Below are 19646 nucleotides of genomic sequence, written 5' to 3'. Positions count from 1 at the left end.
GTGAAATAAACATCAAAATCCACGATAATGTCAGCTCCACACATCGTGCAGAACTAGTTGAGATCAATATGACTGAAAAAACATTTATCAAAGGTAAAGACCGCGACCTAGAATCGTCAATCTCTACCATGCAAAACAAGCTTAAAGCCCTAAACATTAATGTTGAAGAAGCGCTTTGGCTTAACCCTGTAGCTAACTGTTATTCGGTTCATATAAAAGACAGCGACTGCGGTGTTATGTTTACCAATGGTAAAGGCGCTACCGACAAAGCATCTATTGCTTCAGCACTAGGTGAATACTTTGAACGTTTAAGCTGTAACTACTTTTTTGCAGACTTTTATCTAGGTGAAGAATTTGCTAATGGCGAGTTTACTCATTACCCAAGCGAAAAATGGTTTAAAGTTGAAGGCGATGAAGTGCCAGAGGGCATTATGGATGAAAGCTTATGGGATTACTTTGACCCTGAGCGCGAACTAAACGCATCACACCTTTTTGATTTTAACTCAGGCAATATCGATCGTGGTATTTGTACCCTGCCATACACACGCCAACGCGATAACCAAGACGTATACATTCCGGTAAACGTTATCGGTAATATTTTTGTATCTAACGGTATGAGCGCAGGTAACACCAAATTTGAAGCTCGCGTACAAGGTTTATCAGAAGTATTTGAGCGCGCTATTAAAAACCGCATCATCGCCGAAGGTATTTGTTTACCAATCGTGCCTGAAGATGTTGTTAAGCAATACCCTAAAATTCACGAAGCGTGTGAAGAACTTCGCAGCCATGGCTTTCATTTACGTATTGCCGATGCATCACTTGGGGGCAAATACCCTGTAATGAGCGTAACGCTTATTAACCCAACAGATGGCTCTGTATTTGCTTCTTTTGGTGCTCACCCATCATTTGAAGTTGCGCTTGAACGTACCGTGACTGAGTTACTACAAGGTCGTCGTCTTGATCAGCTAGATGTATTCCAACCTGCAACATTTGATAACGATGAAGTAGCAACACCAGAGAACATTGAACTGCACTTTATTGATTCAAGCGGTTTGATTTCGCATGATTTTTTCCGTGCAAAACCTGATTTTGAATTTGTACACTGGGACTTCAGCGGAACAACTGAAGAAGAATATAACTTCTGTACTGATCTAATTCATAGCATGGATCATGATATCTACATCATGGATTACACGCACCTAAACGTATACGCGTGTCGTATTTTAGTACCGGGCATGTCAGACATTTACCCTGTTGATGAGCTTATTTGGCGTAACAACAACGAAGGCGCTAAATTCCGCGAAACATTCCTATCGCTTGATCAGTACGATGCAGAGCAATGGATGGAAATTTACGACAGCCTTGAAGAAGCAGGCCACAGCGATATTATCCGCGCCGCAGAATTTATTGGCCTTGCAACCGATGCCGACACACCATGGCACACACTGCGTATAGGTGAGCTTAAAGCGCACCTATGTTTAGCTGCAGGCAGCGAAGAAGCCATTGATTGGGTTGACTGGATACTTCATACAGGCCAAGTAAACGAAGAGGCAATGCGCCACTTCCGCTGTTTAAAAGCGATTCTTGAAATTAAATACGATGATGAGCGCGAATACGCCGATTACCAAGATGCATTAGGCTTAATGTTTGGTGCTAATAATGTAGCGCTGGCTATAGAAATTGCCGAAGGTAAAAAGCAGTTTAACGGTTTAACTTTCCCTGGTTTATCGCTTGAAGGCTTTAAAAAGCATGCGGCGCTACTTGATGGTTACCGCAAGCTACATGTAGCAAAGCAAAATCACTGGGCGCGTGAAGTTAGCGACTCGTAGCTCGCTAAACTACTAATTATAAAAAATAAACGGCGCATTTGTTAATGCGCCGTTTTCATTTGTGTAATAAATTAGCTATAGTTAATTTGCCTAAATTAACGCCACGATGTAGCTAATGCCACCATCTAATAACAATAAAAAAACGAACGTTCATAACTTTAAGTTGACCTTTTGGTTATCGCTTACGCTAACTGTACTAGTTGGTATCGTTCTTGATCGTATTAACTACAATCGTGTTAAAGATGCTCATCGCCTACAAATCCTTTCTGAAGTAAGTACATATCGAGCTCAATTAGAATCTATTTTAGTTTCTAATATCCAACTAGTTCGAGGTTTAGGTGTTGCCGTAGCGGCGCAGCCTGATTTACAACAAACACAATTTGAACAAATTGCCCAACCACTATTTAAAACCTCAAATGAGCTTCGCAATATTGGTGGCGCTCCCGATATGGTAATTCGCATGACTTACCCCTTAAAAGGTAATGAAAAAGCACTCGGTTTAAACTTTTTAGAAGAAAAAAACCAACGCGCTGATGCTATTAGAGCTCGCGATACAAATACCATTGTAATGGCTGGCCCATTAAAATTAATCCAAGGTGACATAGCACTTATAGCCCGCGTTCCTGTTTATATACCGCCAGATAATCGCTTTTGGGGATTACTTTCAGTTGTTCTCAACATTGAAAAAGTCTATGAAAATTCAGGTATTTATGAGCTAGAAAAAGAATACAACGTCGCTTTACAAGGCAGGCATGGACTTGGCAGCAAAGGGGAGTTTTTTTACGGTAATCAAAACATAATAGAGCAAGACCCCCTTGAGTTTACGTTAAGCTTTCAAGGTGGCAATTGGCAACTTTACGTAGCACCTAAAATAGGTTGGAGCCCACCAAATTCAGCTGTATGGCCACTTAGGCTATCAATTATAATTATTTGCGGGTTATTAATTTGGGCCTTTTTATTCTTTTTGAAAATGCTTAATCGCCAGCAACAAAACGAAAAAATGCTTGAGGCAATGAGTGATCTAGCCCAAATAGGCGCATGGTCATTTAATTTAGAAACGAAACAAGTGTATTGGTCTGATATGACCAAAAAACTATTTAAATACCCATTAAATAGCCAACCAGAATGGCCTAAAGATTTAAATTACTTTAAAAAAGGCACTAGCAGAGAAACAATTAAACCTTTAATTGAACGAGCTATAAAATATGGTGAAAGCTACGAAGTTGAATTAGAAGTAATGGATGAAGAAGGTGAATCTGTTTGGGTACTCGTACATGGTGAAGCAGAACGAAAAAATGGACGATGCACACGTATTTTTGGCTCATTACAGAATATTGATACCCGTAAAAAGATTGAATTAGAAAATAATAAAACAGCATTACACAACGAAATTTTAGCCTCCCTTACCGTTAATAAATTAATATTAACTGGGCAACTGAGCCAATCAAAAGATATTATTACTGAAGCAATCTGCCAAGCATTTGATATTAAACGTGCCAGTATTTGGTTTTTTAATGAAGACAAATCCCAACTAAGCCCTTTTGCCATACATAGTAAACATTCGTCTAGTGATAAAATTGACTCTATTTGGCTAAGAAAAAATCTTCCCGGCTTTTTTAATGCAATAGATCACCAGCCTGTATTTAATGTGCCTGACGCCCAAGAACACCCAATACTTGAGCCAATTAAAGAACAGTATTTAATGACTCTCGAGATTAAATCAATGCTGTGCGTAATAATCCCTGCAGGAAGTGGCGCTATAGGAGTCGTTTGCGCAGAGCAATGCCAATCAAAACGCTACTGGTCTAAAAACGAAGAAAGCTTTTTAATTGCCGTTGCTGCGTTAATAGGCAGCTTGCACTCAAGCCAACAGCGAATTGAAACCGAACAAAAACTAGTTTCTGCCAAAGAAACCGCCGAACAAGCTGTTGAAGCTAAAAGTGAATTTTTAGCGAGTATGAGCCACGAAATTCGCACCCCAATGAACGGTGTTTTAGGTATGCTTAACATAATTAAGCAAACTCAATTGGACCTGCAGCAAAAACATCATATTGAACTTGCTCAATCATCAGCTCAATCTTTGCTTAATATAATTAATGACATATTAGACTTTTCTAAAATTGAAGCCGGTAAGCTCGATATTGAAAACGTGCAATTTAATTTACCTCGGTTATTAGGCGAAGTGGTGGAATCCTTTGCTTTAAAGGTAGAACAAAACAATACAAAACTTATTCTAGATGCTACTCAAATAACTGTTAGTGAGATAATTAGTGACCCTAACCGCTTGCGCCAAATTTTAAATAACTTAATTGGCAACGCGGTTAAATTTACTATTGATGGCGAAGTAGTCATTACTGCCAGAATAGATGAAACAACGGATGGCTCGTTCCTACAGTGTTCGATTATTGATACTGGTATTGGTATTGACCCTAAAAAACAAGCGTCGTTATTTGACTCATTCACACAAGCCGATGCTTCAACAACACGCCAATTTGGGGGCACAGGGCTTGGCCTTGCCATAGTAAAACAATTGTGCGAACTGATGAACGGTGAAGTGAGTGTAAACAGTATGCAAGGTGAAGGAAGTACATTTTCTTTCACAGTACAAATACAACCGCGCTTAAGTAAAGAACAAGATTTACCGAGTCATTTAATTAAAAACAAACATATTTTAATTATTGATGAGTGCTCGTTAAATGCTAACACCGCTAATAAGCAGCTCACTGTTTGGGGTGCAAAAGTTAATTGTATACATAACTATCTTGAGGTTGATGATTACTTAAGTAATGTAACCACCCACCCTGGTGCTATTTTAGTTGATTACTACTTTTTTGAAAAAGCCCCACAAACGCATATCACCGCGCTCAAAAACTTTATAAATATGCATAGTTGCAAGTTAGTTATTATGGCGCCAATGAGTTATTCACCAGAGGAGTCTAAAGTAGGTATGGAAGTCGACTGTATGATTTTCAAACCTCTCACACCGTCTGATTTGTTTGACTCACTCACAAACGATAAATACATTGAACAACAGCAGCAACAAGCACAACTGCAAAACAAGCTAACTAAAGCGCCAGTACTCGATTCATCAGAACCACAACTATTGCTTGTTGAAGACAATAAAATAAACCAAGTGGTTGCCTCTGCGCTATTAAAGCAGGCGGGTGTTACTTTTGATATTGCCGAAAATGGACTTGAGGCAATTGTAAAGCTCAATGCAAAACAAGGTAAACCATATAAGCTAGTTTTAATGGATTGCCAAATGCCCGAAATGGATGGCTACCAAGCCACTAAAGCCATTAGAGAAGGTGATGCAGGTAAAGATAATGAAAATATTACTATTATTGCGCTAACAGCCAATGCCATGCAGGGCGATAAAGAAAAATGCCTAGCCGCAGGCATGAACGACTATTTAAGTAAGCCTCTCGATTTAGCTGCATTACAACCAAAGCTTCAACAATGGCTTGGCATTCAATAAAGGTGTAAGCTAATAAAATACGCTTACTAATTTGAGATTATTTATGCAGTTATCAACAAATCAACAACGTATTCTTGGTTGCCTATTAGAAAAACAAAGCACGACGCCAGAGCATTATCCGCTATCGTTAAACGCTCTCGTGAACGCATGTAACCAAAAGTCTAATCGCGATCCTGTGTTAAGTCTTACAGATGAAGATGTGCAAAACGCACTTGATGAACTAATAGAAATGCGTTTGGTCACAATAGATGAAGGTCTTTCGGGTCGTGTAAATAAATACGATCACCGCTTTTGCAACACTGAATTTAGTAATCTGCAATTTTCTGCTCAGCAGCGTGCCATTGTTTGTTTATTACTTTTGCGTGGTGCTCAAACCCCTGGTGAATTAAGAACCCGCAGTGCTAGACTTGCTGATTTTAAAAACGTAAATGAAGTAGAGGCAGCGCTCAATAAACTGATTGAAAGCGAGTACGTCACAAAGCTAGAGCGTGAAGCTGGTAAACGTGACAGCCGATATATTCATTTATTTGGCGAACAACAAAATAATCCTGCCGATGCCTTTGTTGCTCTACCAAGCGAAGTAATTAAAGACAAAGAATTAAGCGATTTACTTGAAGAAGTAGAAAAATTAAAAGCAGAGCTTCGCCAAATAAAAGCTCATTTAAAACTTTAATTAACTAAAACTAAATCACATAATAAATTTATTGCGTATCACATATTAAATTTTATAAGGAGCTGGCAATGCGCGCCGAAATTATGGCTGAAATGAAGGTTCAGCCAACGATTGATGTAAATGCTGAGATAACTCGCCGAGTTAATTTTATTAAAACACGTTTGGTAGCAGCTCATTCACGCTCGTTAGTACTGGGTATTAGCGGTGGTGTTGACTCATCAACCTGCGGCCGCTTATGTCAACTTGCTGTAAACGAGCTAAATAAAGAACACGATACTGACAAGTATCAGTTTATTGCAGTGCGCCTACCTTATGGTGTACAAGCTGACGAAGATGAAGCACAAATGGCGGTTGATTTTATTCAGCCAAGTAAACGTATGACCGTAAACGTACAACCTGCGGCTGATGCATTGCATGAGCAAGCGATAGCTGCCGTAGTTGGCTGTGGTGAAGCACTGCCTGAGCAAGCTCAAATAGATTTTATTAGAGGTAATGTTAAAGCGCGTCAACGTATGGTTGCTCAGTACGAAATTGCAGGTTTTTGCCAAGGCTTAGTAGTGGGTACCGATCATAGTGCTGAAAACATTACTGGTTTTTATACTAAATTTGGTGACGGCGCGTGCGATTTAGCCCCTCTGTTTGGTTTATCAAAACGCCAAGTTCGTGCACTTGCTACTGCACTAGGTGCGCCAGCTTTATTGGTAGATAAAGCACCTACAGCTGATTTAGAAAGTGACCGCCCAGGTTTAACAGATGAAGAAGCACTTGGTTTGAGCTATGAGCAAATTGATGACTTTTTAGAAGGTAAACCTGTGTCTAATGATGTTGAACAAAAGCTTGTAAGCATTTACACGCGTACACAACATAAGCGTCAACCAATTCCGACAATTTACGATTAATATTTAGTAGCTAAAATAAAGCAATTAATGCCTTTGAGGATTAATTGCTTTTTTGATCGACAGATTAAGAAGCTGCGTATATTTTAATAAATTAACGCTTTGAATTTTATAATACCAATTGCATTAAATTAGTGAGCTATTATAGCCCTATGAAATAGCGATAGAACGATGATATTTTTAATTATATTGGTATAACTACCCGCCAAAGAGAACACTGCCTTATATGACATCGCCCATTTTAATTACCGGCGCAGGCCAACGTATTGGTTTAGCACTCGCTCAGCATTATATAGCCCAAGGGCAGAGTATTATTATCACGTATCGTACTCGTCACGCCGCTGTTGATAAATTAGAGCAACAAGGTGCTGTATGTATTTATGCCGATTTTAGTACCGATGAAGGTATTAGTGCATTTATAAATGCGCTCAAAAAGCATACAACATCGCTGCGCGCTATTGTTCACAATGCATCAAGCTGGGACTGCGAAGCTAACAACCCTGACTTTGCAGCACTGTTTGATAATATGATGCGTATACATGCCAAAACACCGTATTTAATTAATTTAATGTGCGCAGAGCTGCTTTTAAACTATCAGCAAAATGAAAAAGTACCTGCCGATATAATACACCTTACTGATTATGTAGTTGAAACAGGCAGCCCTAAACACTTAGCTTATGCAGCAAGTAAAGCAGCACTCGACAACCTAACCAAATCGTTTAGCGCTAAATATGCGCCAAATATTAAAGTGAACTCGGTTGCTCCATCGCTCATTATTTTTAATGAACATGACGATGAGCAATATCGAGCTAAGACTCTTAAAAAATCATTAATGGGCATTGAACCCGGATGCCAAGAAATTATCAATAGCATTGATTTACTATTACAAAGCCACTACATCACAGGGCGCTCTTTGCCTATTGATGGCGGTCGTCATTTAAAGTAAATATAAATAAACTGAGATATTTATGCACAATGAATTAAAAGAAAGTTATGAAAAAATCATCACCGCTGTAGGCGAAGATGCTAACCGCGAAGGCTTACTTGATACGCCAAAACGTGCTGCAAAAGCAATGGAATATTTAACGCAAGGGTATCGTCAAACGCTTGATGAAATAACTAATAAAGCAGTATTTACATCTGACGCCGACGACATGGTGTTAGTACAAGACATAGAGCTCTACTCTATGTGTGAGCATCATTTACTGCCTTTTATTGGCCGTTGCCATATTGCTTATATACCAAACGGTAAAGTATTAGGCTTATCTAAATTTGCACGTATTGTTGATATGTTTTCACGCCGTTTTCAAATTCAAGAACAGTTAACGCATCAAATCGCTAAAGCAGTTGAAGAAGTTACTGGCGCTAAGGGCGTAGGCGTTATTGTTGAGGCAAAACACATGTGTATGATGATGCGTGGTGTAGAAAAGCAAAATTCAAGCATGCGTACATCAGTAATGTTAGGTAACTTTAGAAGCGATCCTAAAACACGTAACGAATTTTTGCAGCTTATAAAAGGTTAACCCTATGGCTAATGCAATCATTAACGTTACTAATTTACGCCTGCGTACGTTTATTGGCTTTAACCCCGATGAGCGTGAAAAAAAGCAAGATGTAGTGATCAATCTAGAGATTCACTACCCTGCTGATGACGCGTGTAAAACGGATGAAGTTGACCAAGCACTTAATTATAAAGTGATCACCAAAGAAGTTATTAGCTTAGTAGAGCAAGGGCACTTTTTACTGCTCGAAAAATTAGTTGCTGAAATTCTTGCCGTTTGTCACGCACACCCAAGCGTTCATTACGCTAAAGCACGTGTTGATAAACCACATGCACTGCGTTTTGCCGACTCAGTGTCGTTAACGCTTGATTGGGCTAAATAAGCAATTAAAAACTTATTTAAAAAAGCTTTTCGAATCCTACGGCAAGGGCGATAACCGCTAAATAGCGAGCGCCTTTGCCTAGTGTTACTAACAGTAAAAAGATACTAAATCGTACTTTAAATATGCCTCCAATCACCGTTAATGGGTCCCCCACAACCGGTAACCAAGCAAATAACAAACTATACACTCCATATTTATTAAATTGCTTTTGTGCGCTATCAAGCCCTTTTTGCGATACAGGAAACCATTTTTTATCTTTAAAATGCAGTACCTGCGTGCCTAACCAATAATTAACACAGCTCCCCAACACATTTCCAAGTGTTGCTACACACCACATAAGCCATAAATTAACTTTATCTTGAGTAATCATTCCCACCATTATTACCTCAGAAGAGCTAGGCAGTAATGTCGCAGATATAAATGCGCTAATAAATAACGTGAGATAAAGCATAATGCCCTTATGGCTAAACGTAAAAACCCAGCCTATAGCTGGGTTTATAATACCAATTTTATTAAAAACATGAGCATTCTAGCGTATCAAATAACTCACTAACTACGTTAAAAATTATTTATATAGAACAACTATGTATCATAATTTTAGCCTTGTTATTGAGCTATTTTCTTATCGCTATAATAGATCACTAATTTAATGCAATTGGTATAAAAATAAACTGTGTGTTTATTTTATCAAATTTAAACTAAACGGGTAATTAAACTCTTTACCTTCATTAGCTTTAATACTTGCCATTACAACCATTACAAACCCAAAAATTGCCACTATAGGTAGTAATATTAAGCCGACTGCTACAAACATCAGTACAAAACAAACTACATATGCAATTGCCATCGTTATTTGAAAGTTAAGCGCCTTTTTACCGTGCACGTCAACAACTGGCATTTCATCTCTTTTAATTAACCACACAATTAATGGCCCAATTATTGAGCCAAACGGCACCACAAACCCAGCAAGCGCACTTAAATGGCATAACATAGCCCACGTACGGTCATCTTTATTAACTGGTTCAACCTGTTGATTTTCTTCCATAACACTCTCCTTTTTGTTTTATGTATGTTGCCTCTTAACTAAACAAATGTCTACAAATCAACCAACGTATTTATGTTTAAAAATCACAGCGTGAAATCTTGTGATAAAAAAGTGATAAGTTTGTGAGAGTTTCTGGAGACGATTATTCAATACTTAACTCGAATCATCACTTACAGGAAATAATAATGAAAACTTCTACATTAACAATCGCAATTCTTTTAGCGGCAGCTAGCCAATCGACTATGGCCGCAGAATTAGACCTAAAAGTAACTAACCTAACCAAAGGTATTCACTTTACTCCACTGTTAATTACAGCACATAACAGCGAAGACACACTGTTTGAAGTAGCAACAGAGGCATCTACAGCACTACAAACAATGGCTGAAGGCGGCAATATTGCAGAGCTAGTTGCACAAGCAACTGCAGCGGGCAGTGATATGGCTGCAAATCCAGCTGAAGGTTTACTTGCACCAGCCGCATCTACAACGGCAACACTTACCACTACCGACGGTAACGAGTACCTATCTTTAACTGCAATGATGCTACCAACTAATGATGGCTTTGTAGGCTTAAACAGCTGGAAAATCCCAACAGAAGCGGGTACTTACACAATTAATTTAAATGCTTACGATGCAGGCACAGAACAAAACAATGAGCTTGTAGTTGAAGGCTCTGGCGCACCAGGTACTCCAGGTACTCCAGGTATTCCTGCGGCTCCAGGTGGCGACGCTGGCACTGGCGGTACAGGTGTATTAAGTGGTGATACAAATACTAACATTCATATTCACCCGGGTAGCTTAGGTGATGACGATTTAGAAGCGGGTAATAGCGATTTAAGTAATACAGTACACAGATGGTTAAACCCAGTAGCGCAATTAACCGTTACAGTTAAGTAGGAGCATGATTATGTCATCTGCTAACAACCTTAAAAAAAGTCTACTAGTGCTTGCACTTGCAACCACACTTGCAGCGTGTAGCGATAATGATAACGACCCAGTTGTTGAAGAGCCGGTCGTTGTTGAGCCAATTGTTGTAGAACCTGTGATCAGTGAGTTTACTATTACTTTTAGTAACTTAACTACAGGACAGCCTTTGTCACCACTCTCTGTCATTGCTTTTGAAGATGAAGCACCTTGGTCATTCGGTACAACAGCTTCTGTGGGCTTAGAAATGCTTGCAGAAAGCGGTGCAAATGAAGAATACCTCAGCTACGAAAGTGCACTTGCTGCAGTTTCAGCTGAAGGCGCTATTGGCCCTGGTGAAACCACCACAGTGATCATTACTGTTGAAGAGCAAGAAACGCTTAATTTGTCATTTGCTGCCATGCTTGGGAATACAAATGATGCTTTTACCGGTCTTAGTTCTTTAGATGTATCAACATTAGAAGTTGGCGGTTCGTTATCACGCACTACGACTGCTTATGATGCGGGTACGGAAGCAAATACAGAAACAGCTGAAACTGTGCCAGGTCCTGCCGCTAGCGGCGAAGGGTTTAACGAAATACGTGACGATACAGCCGATATAATAACGATGCATCCAGGCATTGTTTCAAATCAAGATGGATTATCTACATCAGCACTTGGTGTTGAACATAAGTTTGATAACCCAGTATCGAAAATAGTAATTACGCGCACGCAGTAACGTTCCAGCTTGTAATGGGGAAGTAAGGGAGCACGGATGCCCCCCTTTTTACGAGGTAATACATGCGTCACGAAAAAATATTAGTAGTAGAAGATGACAGAGAAATAGGTAAGTTAATTACCACGCAGCTAACGTCGCTTAACTTACATGTTGATCATGTTGTGAGCGCAGAACTAGCCTTAAAAAAAATAGCTAAGCATCCCTACGGACTTATTTTACTCGATATAAACTTACCCCAAATGGATGGTTTGAGCTTATGCCGAAAAATAAAAGAGCATTACCCTACTACCTCCGTTATTTTACTCACCGCGCTGAGTAGCGATATGGACAGAGTTATTGGCCTTGAAATGGGCGCCGATGATTATATTTGTAAACCCTTTTTTGCACGCGAATTACAAGCCAGAGTAAAAACCCAATTACGCCACAGAGCACAACTACTCGCTGGCCAAAACAACGACAACTCTCCCGTTGATAGCGAACAAACACTAAATGTAGGCTCACTCAACATAGAATTTAGTTCGCACCAAGTGTATTTAGGTAAACAAGCCCTTAACCTTACCGCCACCGAATTTGATTTACTCGTTTACTTTGCACGCCATCCTAATCATGTTTTTAGCCGCCAGCAGTTACTCGATAAGGTATGGGGTTACCAACACAGTGGTTACGAGCACACGGTTAATTCACATATAAACCGCTTACGTGCCAAGCTAGAAGAACACCAACAAGCGCCTATCATCGAAACAGTTTGGGGTGTTGGTTACAAACTAAACCCTAGCCAACTCAATTAAGACACCTATTATGAAATTATCTTTGTATCAAAAATTAGCTATATCGCTAGTCGTGATTTTTTGCTTTATTTGCGCCCTAGTTTACGGCTGGAGCAAGCAATTAGAACTCACCTCAAAACATCATGCTGAGCAAAATTTACATTTGGCGCTTGCCGAGCACTTAGTACAAGATAATCCACTAATAAAAGAAGGGGTGTACGACTATAAAGCGCTTGAAAACCTCTTTCATACCTTAATGTTATTAGGTCCTGCGTTTGAATTTTATTTTGTAGACGAAACCGGAAAAATTCTTACTTACTCAGCAAAGCCGGGTAAAGTTAAACGCACGCATATTAGTTTAACGCCTTTAAAAAGGCTGATTAACGACCCAAGCGCTGCACCTATTTATGGTGATAATCCTCGTAATAAAGAGCAACAAAAAATATTTTCAGCCGCGCCAGTATTTAATCAAGATAAGTTACAAGGCTATTTATATGTAATTATTGGTGGTGAGGCTTACGATACCTCACTAAGCACTGTAAAAAATAATGATAAGTTATGGCTAGCCGCTTTATGGCTTGGCTCTGCACTCGCATTTTTATTTATTGCGATGCTAATTTTGCTACGCTTTTTTACCAACCCAATTCAGCGCTTAGCCCGCGATGTTAGTAATATTGAAGCCGCTAACTACAGCCTTACCGACACCAAGCTAAGTAATTACTCAACGCAAAAAAGTAACGAAGTGCATAGTTTAGGGCGAAGTATTCAAGCCATGCTTACCCGTATTAACGAGCAGTTTAAAGCACTTGAGCAAGGCGATAAGCAACGCAAAGAGTTACTAACTCACTTATCGCACGACCTACGTACACCACTTGCTTCACTGCAGGGGTTTTTAGAAGTTTTAAATCAATCAGGTGAGCAATTAAGTCAAAAAGAACAACAAGAATACTTGCAGGTATCGCTTAATAATTGTGGGCAATTAAAGCTACTCATAGAGCAAATATTTGAACTTGCTCACTTAGAAAATGGCGAAATAAGTATAAATAAAGAAACCTTTAATTTAGGTGAACTCATTTACGATTGCATGGCAAAATTTAGTTTAGCCGTTGATAAAAAAGGCATAAGTTTGTCGGTAGAACCTGCAATTTGTGACTTTCCTGTGGTTGCCGATATAGCTAAATTAGAGCGCGTGTTAAGTAACTTAATTGACAATGCAATTAGGCACACCCCTCGCGGTGGCAGCATTGCAGTACATGTAAAACGCAGTGATGATAATCAACTATTTGTGCATGTATCAGACACAGGCGTAGGTATAAAAGAAGATGAGCTGAATGCTATTTTTGACCCGCACTACCAAGCAAGTAATTCTAATAAAGAAGGGCGCCAGCAAGGTGGTTTAGGATTGGCCATTTGCAGAGGTTTATTAAAACTGATGGATAGCGAAATTTACGTACAAAGTGAAATTGGTAAAGGCACTATGTTTAGCTTTAATTTGCCACAAAAAAAGGTGCTTTCTTAAAAAGCACCTTATTGAGTTAAATCTATTTAAATATAAAGATTAATTACTTTTTAATACCCGCTAAATCAAGCATAAATGCATAGTTTAGCGCGGTATCTTCTAAGCGCTTAAAGCGACCTGATGCACCACCGTGCCCTGCTTCCATATCTATTTTAAACAATAACTTATTGTCATCAGTTTTATAGTCACGCAGCTTAGCAACCCATTTTGCAGGCTCAAAGTATTGAACTTGTGAATCGTGCAAGCCAGTCGTCACTAGCATATTAGGATATGCTTGCTTAGATACTTGGTCGTATGGCGAGTAAGACAGCATGTAATCGTAGTACGCTTTTTCGTTCGGATTACCCCACTCGCCGTATTCATTTGTTGTAAGCGGAATACTCGCATCAAGCATCGTGGTTACTACATCTACAAACGGTACCGCTGCAACCATGCCTTTATAAAGCTCAGGTGCTTGGTTTGCTACTGCGCCCATTAATAAGCCACCAGCACTGCCACCTAACGCAAATATTTCACCTTTTGCGCCATACTTTTGAGAAACCAATGCTTTAGTTACGTCAACAAAGTCATTAAATGTATTCTTTTTAGTGAGTAGCTTGCCGTCTTCGTACCAAGGACGACCTAGCATTTGCGAGCCACGTACATGGGCAATTGCAAATACAAAGCCACGGTCAAGTAAACTCAAACGCGTGCTTGAAAAAGTAGGGTCCATGGTTGCGCCATAAGAGCCGTAACCATATTGCAGTAGCGGGTTAGTGCCATCTTTTTTAAACGCATCTTTACGGTAAACTAAGCTTACCGGTACTTTTATACCATCACGTGCTGTTACAAAAATACGCTCTGAGGCGTAATTATCAGCATCAAAATCACCTAATACAGCTTGCTGTTTAAGTAGTTTTTTATCGCCAGTCGCTAAATCTACATCGTACGATGAGCTTGGTGTAGTCATACTGGTGTAATAAACTCGTAACGTGCCGCTATCTATATCGTTATTACCATAAGTACCAATTGTATAAGCGCTATCGTTAAAGCTCAGTGGTAACTCTTTACCTGTTTTTAAATCACGCGCAATCAACTTTGATTGGCCCATTTCACGCTCTTGGTAAACTAAGTAGTCATTAAATAAATCAATGCCTTCGAGCTTAATATCATCGCGCGCTGGGATCACACTTTGCCAATTTGCTTTGTCACCAGCTTTATCAATATCCACTTTCATCAGCTGAAAATTTACAGCATCTAAGTTAGTTACAATGTAGTAAGTATTCCCTAGTTTAGATATTTCATATTCAAGCCCTGCTTCGCGCTCAATTAAGCGTTTAGGCATTGCCTTAGTATCATCAGCACTTAGTACCGATACGCCTGATGCAGCCGTGCTGCTGTGCCAAATATAAATTTCTGACTCATCTTTGCTTTTACTCATACCCATGTAGTAACTGGTATCAGTTTCTTCGTAAATTAGCTCATCATCAGCTTGTGGTGTACCTAATGTATGACGATAAACTTGATAACCTAATAAAGTTTGTAAATCTTTTTTAATGTAATAAACAGTTTTATTATCGTTTGCCCAAACTATACCGCCGTTGGTGCCCTCAAGTGTATCTTCGAGTAATTTACCGGTTGTTAAATCTTTTATTTTTATACTATAAATACGACGGCTAACAGTATCTTCGCCATAAGCCATTAAATTGCCATTCGGACTTACATTTAAGCCACTTACTGCATAATAATCATGGCCTTTCGCAAGCTCATTTACATCTAAAATAACTTGCTGATCCGTACCTGCAAAATCGCTGCTGCGTAAGTAAGTAGTGTACTCGTTATCGCCGCGTGTTTGCGTTGAGTAAAAATAATCACCGTTTTTAACTGGGACTGAATCATCGTCTTTTTGGATACGCCCTTTTAGCTCTTCAAACAATTCACTTTGCAGCGTTTTAGTATGTGCAAGCATTGCATCTGTGTATGTATTTTCAGCTTCTAAATAGTTAATAACCTCTGGCGCTTTACGTTCGTCATCACGTAACCAATAGTAATTATCTACACGTGTGTCACCATGAATAGTCATCTCATGAGGCACTTTTTTAGCAACCGGCGCAACAGCTTGTGCAACTTGAACCGTTTTAACTTGTGTATTATTTTTTTTGGTTTCTTCAGGGGCTTGATTACAGCCACTTAAAATAGCTAGCGATAATGCAGCAAGTGCGAATGGAGTACGTTTCATCAGTCAAAGTCCTTGTTGGTTTTTGGTTTTTATTTTTTATTAAGTAATTAAATATACCTAAAAATAACCTGTGTTGTGATTTAGTTTGTGAAGCTATGTAAAGTAAATCAACGTAATTCCTCTTTTCTTAATAAGCCTACATCAGGTACTCTGTAGATATATAAGTCATTTTCAAGCTCAACTGATTAAGGGTAGGAATGAATAACGAAGTAATAAATATTTTAACTATGGCTAAAGTAATTCAAACAGCTGTTGCCCCAGTATTCTTGATCACGGGTATTGCCGCTACTTTAGGTGTTTTATCTAATCGTTTGGCACGAATTACCGATAGGGCACGTCAGTTAGAACGCAGATTAAAAGTAAGTACTGACGAGGACTTTAATAAATCACTCGCTACAGAGCTGCGCGCCCTTTTAAAGCGTTCTCGATGTATACATATTGCTTTTAGTTTAAGTGTATTAAGCGCATTGCTTGTATGCGCTGTGGTTATGTTGTTATTTTTATCGCACATTCAATCTATAAACTTAGGCGTGACTATTGCTTGTTGTTTTGTAGCAGCAATGGCATTACTCATATGTGCATTTATGTCGTTACTTGGTGAGGTATTCTTAGCAACTAGAAGCATGCGTCGCGGGATGATATTTGCAGATATTGATATAAACGATTAATTTTTTATAAAAAAACCCCGAGCAACTAATGTTACTTGGGGTTTTTATTAAATAAGCTTATTTAATAAAATAACTTATTGTGCAGTATAAATCGTCTCTAGCACTTCAATTCTAGCTTCTTTAGCATAACCTGAAGCATTTAACTGCTCTGCTGCAACTAAAATGTCTTGCCCATCATTCACTGCTAAAACGGCAATCTTAGTACCAGGAAATACAGACACCACTTTTAATCCAGCCGCTGCAGCAATGTCGCTAGCAGTAATACCATCTTTTAAAAGTACCGTAATATTACCTGATAAAGAACTTAAGTTATTAGTAAGAATATTACGAACTAATGACCCTTTAGTTACTACATCAGATGTACTTGCAACATTAACAACCGCCATGTCGCCTTTTTGCATAACTACATGCTCATCGGCAGCAACACTTGATGGCACTAAGCGTAAATTTTTCTCTACTTTATAAGAACCAAAATCAGCTTTAGTATACTTTAAGCTAGATGCTTGCTTCTTTGGTAGTTGAAGCTCTTTATCAAAGCTTGTGTTTGCCGTAGCGCTAAAAGAAATACACGCAGCAGCACTTAATACGATTAATTTATTAACTTTCATTTTCATAATCCTTACTCTTGACCTGCGTGACCGAATGCGCGTAAAGACACACCCTCTAAAACACTTGCTGAACTATTATTGCTAATACCTACTACACCTAAACCATTGTCATCACCTTTACTAAGTGCATAGCTATCTGCGCTCGTATCTAGTAAACGAACTGTCCAAGTGCCTTTAGTCGACTCACCATAAAACGCATTTGAAAGCATTACTGCATCTTTTAGTATATAGCCAACACTCCAACTGCTTGTGAAACTATATGCTGGGTAGAATAAAGCTTGCTTAGATGACAGTAATACACTTCGTGTACCCGCTGGCGATGTAACTTCTATAGCTAAATCTGTTCCGGCTGAAGTTTGTGTACCATCGCTTAAGCCAAAGCCCATTTCAGCGTTACTTACATCAAACTTAAACTGCATTGCTTCAATGCTTAGCTCTTCAGTAACTTCAATTTCTTGTGTAAGACCCGTTGCATTGTTATCTGGAATTTCAAGTGCAAGTGCGTCTTCAGCAACTGCTGAACCAACACCATTCCACTGAGTAATAACTTGTTCACCTAAAGCAACATCGTAAGATTTAGCCATAGAAACCGCAGCTCCAGCATCTGCACGACCAAAACCATATAAGTTATTGAAGTTATAACCGGCAGAGTTTTCAATCCAACCGTCATGAGCAACAAACTCGCCTTCACCAACTGTTAATTTAACAGCAGCATTATCTGCATCAATTAAAGTGCTAGTTGATGCAAGGATATGGCGAACGTCACGCCATGTTAAATCAGGATTAGCCGAAAGAATTAACGATACCACACCCGATGCATTTGGCGCAGCAGATGATGTACCATTAAACGTTGAAGTATAGTTACAGCTTGCATTATCTGCATGGCCTGGATAGTTAAATGGATATTGACTTGCAGCAAACTCTTCACCGTAAGCAGCAGCCCATGCTGCAATAGAGCCACCATTGAAACCTGAATAACCATTTATACAAGTCATTTGATCTGTTGTTACCATTGCAGGAGCAAAACGACCATATTCACCCGCTGGAGCCGACACCATTACGTTAGCACCCGCTGTAGAATAGCTAGTATGTTTACCATTAGCATTTACTGCAGCAACACTTAAATAATAAGGGTGGCCTTGGCTTGGCTCAAAGGCGCCATTATAACAAGTTAAACCTAAGTCATTTGCGCCATTGTCAGCACATAAAGAACCTTCATCGCCACCGTCTTCAAATGAGTTACCGCTAGATTTCATATTTAGCGCACCTTTACCATCACGAAGGTTAAGGTTAGGGTAAGATTCAATTGCCTCATCTAGCTTTGAATAACCGATAAACGTAGGGAACGTAATACCATAACTACGGTTAAACGCTGAAATATTTTCAGACGTACTAATACCACTACCAGGGAAGCCATGAGCAAGTAAATCAGTTTGTGCTACTTTATCTCCACCAAGGTAGTTCATACCGATTAAGCCTGCATCAGGTGCAACACCGCGGCCGCCTTTGCCATTCCAACCTTTTGCTGCAATTAAGCCGGCTACACTTGTTCCGTGGTCACCACTGTTTGATGTACTTGTAGGATCTGTACGGTCTAGCGCTTCAGCGTTAAGGTTTAGAGAACGATTTGGTAATACGTTATCTACTAAATCTTCGTGGCGAATTTCCATACCTGAGTCAACAACAACAGCAGTTACACCAGCACCTGTAACGCCTTGAGCATAAGCGGCTGTTACATTCATATCTTCACCAGCAACCAAACCTGTAGCTTCTGCATTAGCAAAACTAGTATCAACACTTGCTTGCGCTTCTTCTTCGGTATCGCCAAATAGATTTACATATAAATTAACTAAGCCCTGCTTCATTTCATCGCTTAATGAGTATGCTTTTTGGCCTGTATTATTTAGGTGCCATTGTTGATTTGCTAATGGGTCACCAACAACTCCTGAAATGTTTATTTGTGCAGAAGCCGTTTTACCATTTGCGTTTACAGTGTAATCAATAACTGCATCATCATCCGTCATTGGAACATAAGTAAATGATGTTCCCTCTACAGTTAGAGTACCGTGACTAAATGTGAATACGCCATCTTCTGCAACCACTTCTTCACCATTTTCAGTGAAGCTAAATGTAAGTGCATCGCCATCGTTATCGCTGGCTTTAAATTCTGCAGTAACAGGGATCCATTGTTTTAAATCTACAACAACTACATCGCTCGCTTTAGGCGCTACGTCAGTAACTAATGGTACGCTATTTTTATTATCGTCATCACTACTTCCACAACCAGAAAGTGATACCACTATTGCAGCAGACAATGCTGACATTTTAAAAATATTATTTTTCATAAACTCTCTTTGTTAGTTATTTTTATGATGACGTGACGTTACACAACAACAATCAAAATAACAACGAGGCGTTTA

Annotated in this window: 17 protein-coding genes; 12 read left to right on the top strand and 5 right to left on the bottom strand. The window is 39.2% G+C overall.

Annotated elements, in window-relative coordinates; translation table 11 throughout:
• Nucleotides 1–68: 68 nt before the first annotated feature.
• The 7 genes from ycaO to folX all read left to right on the top strand — a co-directional run bounded on the left by ycaO (nt 69) and on the right by folX (nt 8760).
• Nucleotides 69–1829 carry a 30S ribosomal protein S12 methylthiotransferase accessory factor YcaO gene (ycaO, locus tag I6E69_RS14530; RefSeq protein ID WP_197121528.1) on the top strand — a complete coding sequence of 587 codons (1761 nt, stop codon included), beginning with the start codon at nt 69–71 and terminating at the stop codon, nt 1827–1829.
• A 115-nt stretch (nt 1830–1944) separates the two neighbouring features.
• Nucleotides 1945–5307, top strand: a complete 3363-nt coding sequence (locus I6E69_RS14525) for an ATP-binding protein (protein WP_197121527.1) — start codon at nt 1945–1947, stop codon at nt 5305–5307.
• Nucleotides 5308–5350: 43 nt separating this feature from the next.
• On the top strand, nt 5351–5980 hold the full coding sequence (locus tag I6E69_RS14520; RefSeq protein ID WP_197121526.1) for a YceH family protein: 630 nt from the start codon (nt 5351–5353) through the stop codon (nt 5978–5980).
• Between the two features lie 68 nt (nt 5981–6048).
• Nucleotides 6049–6879 carry an ammonia-dependent NAD(+) synthetase gene (nadE, locus tag I6E69_RS14515; RefSeq protein ID WP_197121525.1) on the top strand — a complete coding sequence of 277 codons (831 nt, stop codon included), beginning with the start codon at nt 6049–6051 and terminating at the stop codon, nt 6877–6879.
• A 223-nt stretch (nt 6880–7102) separates the two neighbouring features.
• Nucleotides 7103–7822: a dihydromonapterin reductase gene (gene folM / locus I6E69_RS14510; protein ID WP_197121524.1), complete on the top strand. Its 720-nt coding sequence runs from the start codon at nt 7103–7105 to the stop codon at nt 7820–7822.
• A 22-nt stretch (nt 7823–7844) separates the two neighbouring features.
• Nucleotides 7845–8399, top strand: a complete 555-nt coding sequence (gene folE, locus I6E69_RS14505; RefSeq protein ID WP_002962341.1) for a GTP cyclohydrolase I FolE — start codon at nt 7845–7847, stop codon at nt 8397–8399.
• A gap of 4 nt (nt 8400–8403) precedes the next feature.
• Entirely contained in the window at nt 8404–8760 is a 357-nt protein-coding gene (gene folX, locus I6E69_RS14500) for a dihydroneopterin triphosphate 2'-epimerase (protein WP_002962340.1), read from the top strand.
• Nucleotides 8761–8776: 16 nt separating this feature from the next.
• Here the strand turns inward: folX and I6E69_RS14495 are convergent, their stop codons facing one another.
• Both I6E69_RS14495 and I6E69_RS14490 read right to left on the bottom strand, forming a co-directional pair.
• Nucleotides 8777–9211 carry a YqaA family protein gene (locus I6E69_RS14495; protein WP_197121523.1) on the bottom strand — a complete coding sequence of 145 codons (435 nt, stop codon included), beginning with the start codon at nt 9209–9211 and terminating at the stop codon, nt 8777–8779.
• Nucleotides 9212–9439: 228 nt separating this feature from the next.
• The gene (locus I6E69_RS14490; RefSeq protein ID WP_002962338.1) at nt 9440–9805 is read right to left on the bottom strand and encodes a DUF4870 domain-containing protein; all 366 of its coding nucleotides are present in this window, start codon (nt 9803–9805) and stop codon (nt 9440–9442) included.
• A 185-nt stretch (nt 9806–9990) separates the two neighbouring features.
• Between I6E69_RS14490 and I6E69_RS14485 the strand changes: the two genes are divergently transcribed.
• The 4 genes from I6E69_RS14485 to I6E69_RS14470 all read left to right on the top strand — a co-directional run bounded on the left by I6E69_RS14485 (nt 9991) and on the right by I6E69_RS14470 (nt 13732).
• Nucleotides 9991–10701, top strand: coding sequence for a spondin domain-containing protein (locus I6E69_RS14485; protein ID WP_197121522.1), 711 nt, complete (start codon nt 9991–9993; stop codon nt 10699–10701).
• Nucleotides 10702–10711: 10 nt separating this feature from the next.
• Complete coding sequence (locus I6E69_RS14480) at nt 10712–11446, top strand: spondin domain-containing protein (protein ID WP_197121521.1); 735 nt, start codon at nt 10712–10714, stop codon at nt 11444–11446.
• Nucleotides 11447–11508: 62 nt separating this feature from the next.
• Nucleotides 11509–12234 (top strand): response regulator transcription factor, encoded by a 726-nt coding sequence (locus I6E69_RS14475; RefSeq protein WP_166377902.1) that lies wholly within the window; start codon nt 11509–11511, stop codon nt 12232–12234.
• 10 nt (nt 12235–12244) lie between these two features.
• The gene (locus I6E69_RS14470) at nt 12245–13732 is read left to right on the top strand and encodes a cell wall metabolism sensor histidine kinase WalK (RefSeq protein ID WP_033021861.1); all 1488 of its coding nucleotides are present in this window, start codon (nt 12245–12247) and stop codon (nt 13730–13732) included.
• 43 nt (nt 13733–13775) lie between these two features.
• Here the strand turns inward: I6E69_RS14470 and I6E69_RS14465 are convergent, their stop codons facing one another.
• A complete protein-coding gene (locus I6E69_RS14465) occupies nt 13776–15950 on the bottom strand; it encodes a S9 family peptidase (RefSeq protein ID WP_197121520.1) in 2175 nt (724 codons plus the stop codon).
• Nucleotides 15951–16147: 197 nt separating this feature from the next.
• Between I6E69_RS14465 and I6E69_RS14460 the strand changes: the two genes are divergently transcribed.
• The gene (locus tag I6E69_RS14460) at nt 16148–16618 is read left to right on the top strand and encodes a DUF2721 domain-containing protein (protein ID WP_007377300.1); all 471 of its coding nucleotides are present in this window, start codon (nt 16148–16150) and stop codon (nt 16616–16618) included.
• A 74-nt stretch (nt 16619–16692) separates the two neighbouring features.
• Here the strand turns inward: I6E69_RS14460 and I6E69_RS14455 are convergent, their stop codons facing one another.
• On the bottom strand, nt 16693–17226 hold the full coding sequence (locus tag I6E69_RS14455; RefSeq protein ID WP_197121519.1) for a hypothetical protein: 534 nt from the start codon (nt 17224–17226) through the stop codon (nt 16693–16695).
• 11 nt (nt 17227–17237) lie between these two features.
• A complete protein-coding gene (locus I6E69_RS14450) occupies nt 17238–19571 on the bottom strand; it encodes a S8 family serine peptidase (protein ID WP_197121518.1) in 2334 nt (777 codons plus the stop codon).
• Nucleotides 19572–19646: the final 75 nt, after the last annotated feature.

This window comes from Pseudoalteromonas sp. NZS100, assembly GCF_015864815.1.
Classification (GTDB): Bacteria; Pseudomonadota; Gammaproteobacteria; order Enterobacterales; family Alteromonadaceae; genus Pseudoalteromonas; species Pseudoalteromonas distincta.
The sequence above is the reverse complement of the archived record's forward strand: the minus strand, read 5'-3'. Positions and strand labels throughout refer to the sequence as shown.

What these genes read in the sequence shown, in the direction of transcription:
- ycaO (WP_197121528.1), top strand. Translation starts at nt 69, where the DNA reads ATGACTGAAAAAACATTTATCAAAGGTAAAGACCGCGACCTAGAATCG.
- I6E69_RS14525 (WP_197121527.1), top strand. Translation starts at nt 1,945, where the DNA reads ATGCCACCATCTAATAACAATAAAAAAACGAACGTTCATAACTTTAAG.
- I6E69_RS14520 (WP_197121526.1), top strand. Translation starts at nt 5,351, where the DNA reads ATGCAGTTATCAACAAATCAACAACGTATTCTTGGTTGCCTATTAGAA.
- nadE (WP_197121525.1), top strand. Translation starts at nt 6,049, where the DNA reads ATGCGCGCCGAAATTATGGCTGAAATGAAGGTTCAGCCAACGATTGAT.
- folM (WP_197121524.1), top strand. Translation starts at nt 7,103, where the DNA reads ATGACATCGCCCATTTTAATTACCGGCGCAGGCCAACGTATTGGTTTA.
- folE (WP_002962341.1), top strand. Translation starts at nt 7,845, where the DNA reads ATGCACAATGAATTAAAAGAAAGTTATGAAAAAATCATCACCGCTGTA.
- folX (WP_002962340.1), top strand. Translation starts at nt 8,404, where the DNA reads ATGGCTAATGCAATCATTAACGTTACTAATTTACGCCTGCGTACGTTT.
- I6E69_RS14495 (WP_197121523.1), bottom strand. Translation starts at nt 9,211, where the DNA reads ATGCTTTATCTCACGTTATTTATTAGCGCATTTATATCTGCGACATTA.
- I6E69_RS14490 (WP_002962338.1), bottom strand. Translation starts at nt 9,805, where the DNA reads ATGGAAGAAAATCAACAGGTTGAACCAGTTAATAAAGATGACCGTACG.
- I6E69_RS14485 (WP_197121522.1), top strand. Translation starts at nt 9,991, where the DNA reads ATGAAAACTTCTACATTAACAATCGCAATTCTTTTAGCGGCAGCTAGC.
- I6E69_RS14480 (WP_197121521.1), top strand. Translation starts at nt 10,712, where the DNA reads ATGTCATCTGCTAACAACCTTAAAAAAAGTCTACTAGTGCTTGCACTT.
- I6E69_RS14475 (WP_166377902.1), top strand. Translation starts at nt 11,509, where the DNA reads ATGCGTCACGAAAAAATATTAGTAGTAGAAGATGACAGAGAAATAGGT.
- I6E69_RS14470 (WP_033021861.1), top strand. Translation starts at nt 12,245, where the DNA reads ATGAAATTATCTTTGTATCAAAAATTAGCTATATCGCTAGTCGTGATT.
- I6E69_RS14465 (WP_197121520.1), bottom strand. Translation starts at nt 15,950, where the DNA reads ATGAAACGTACTCCATTCGCACTTGCTGCATTATCGCTAGCTATTTTA.
- I6E69_RS14460 (WP_007377300.1), top strand. Translation starts at nt 16,148, where the DNA reads ATGAATAACGAAGTAATAAATATTTTAACTATGGCTAAAGTAATTCAA.
- I6E69_RS14455 (WP_197121519.1), bottom strand. Translation starts at nt 17,226, where the DNA reads ATGAAAGTTAATAAATTAATCGTATTAAGTGCTGCTGCGTGTATTTCT.
- I6E69_RS14450 (WP_197121518.1), bottom strand. Translation starts at nt 19,571, where the DNA reads ATGAAAAATAATATTTTTAAAATGTCAGCATTGTCTGCTGCAATAGTG.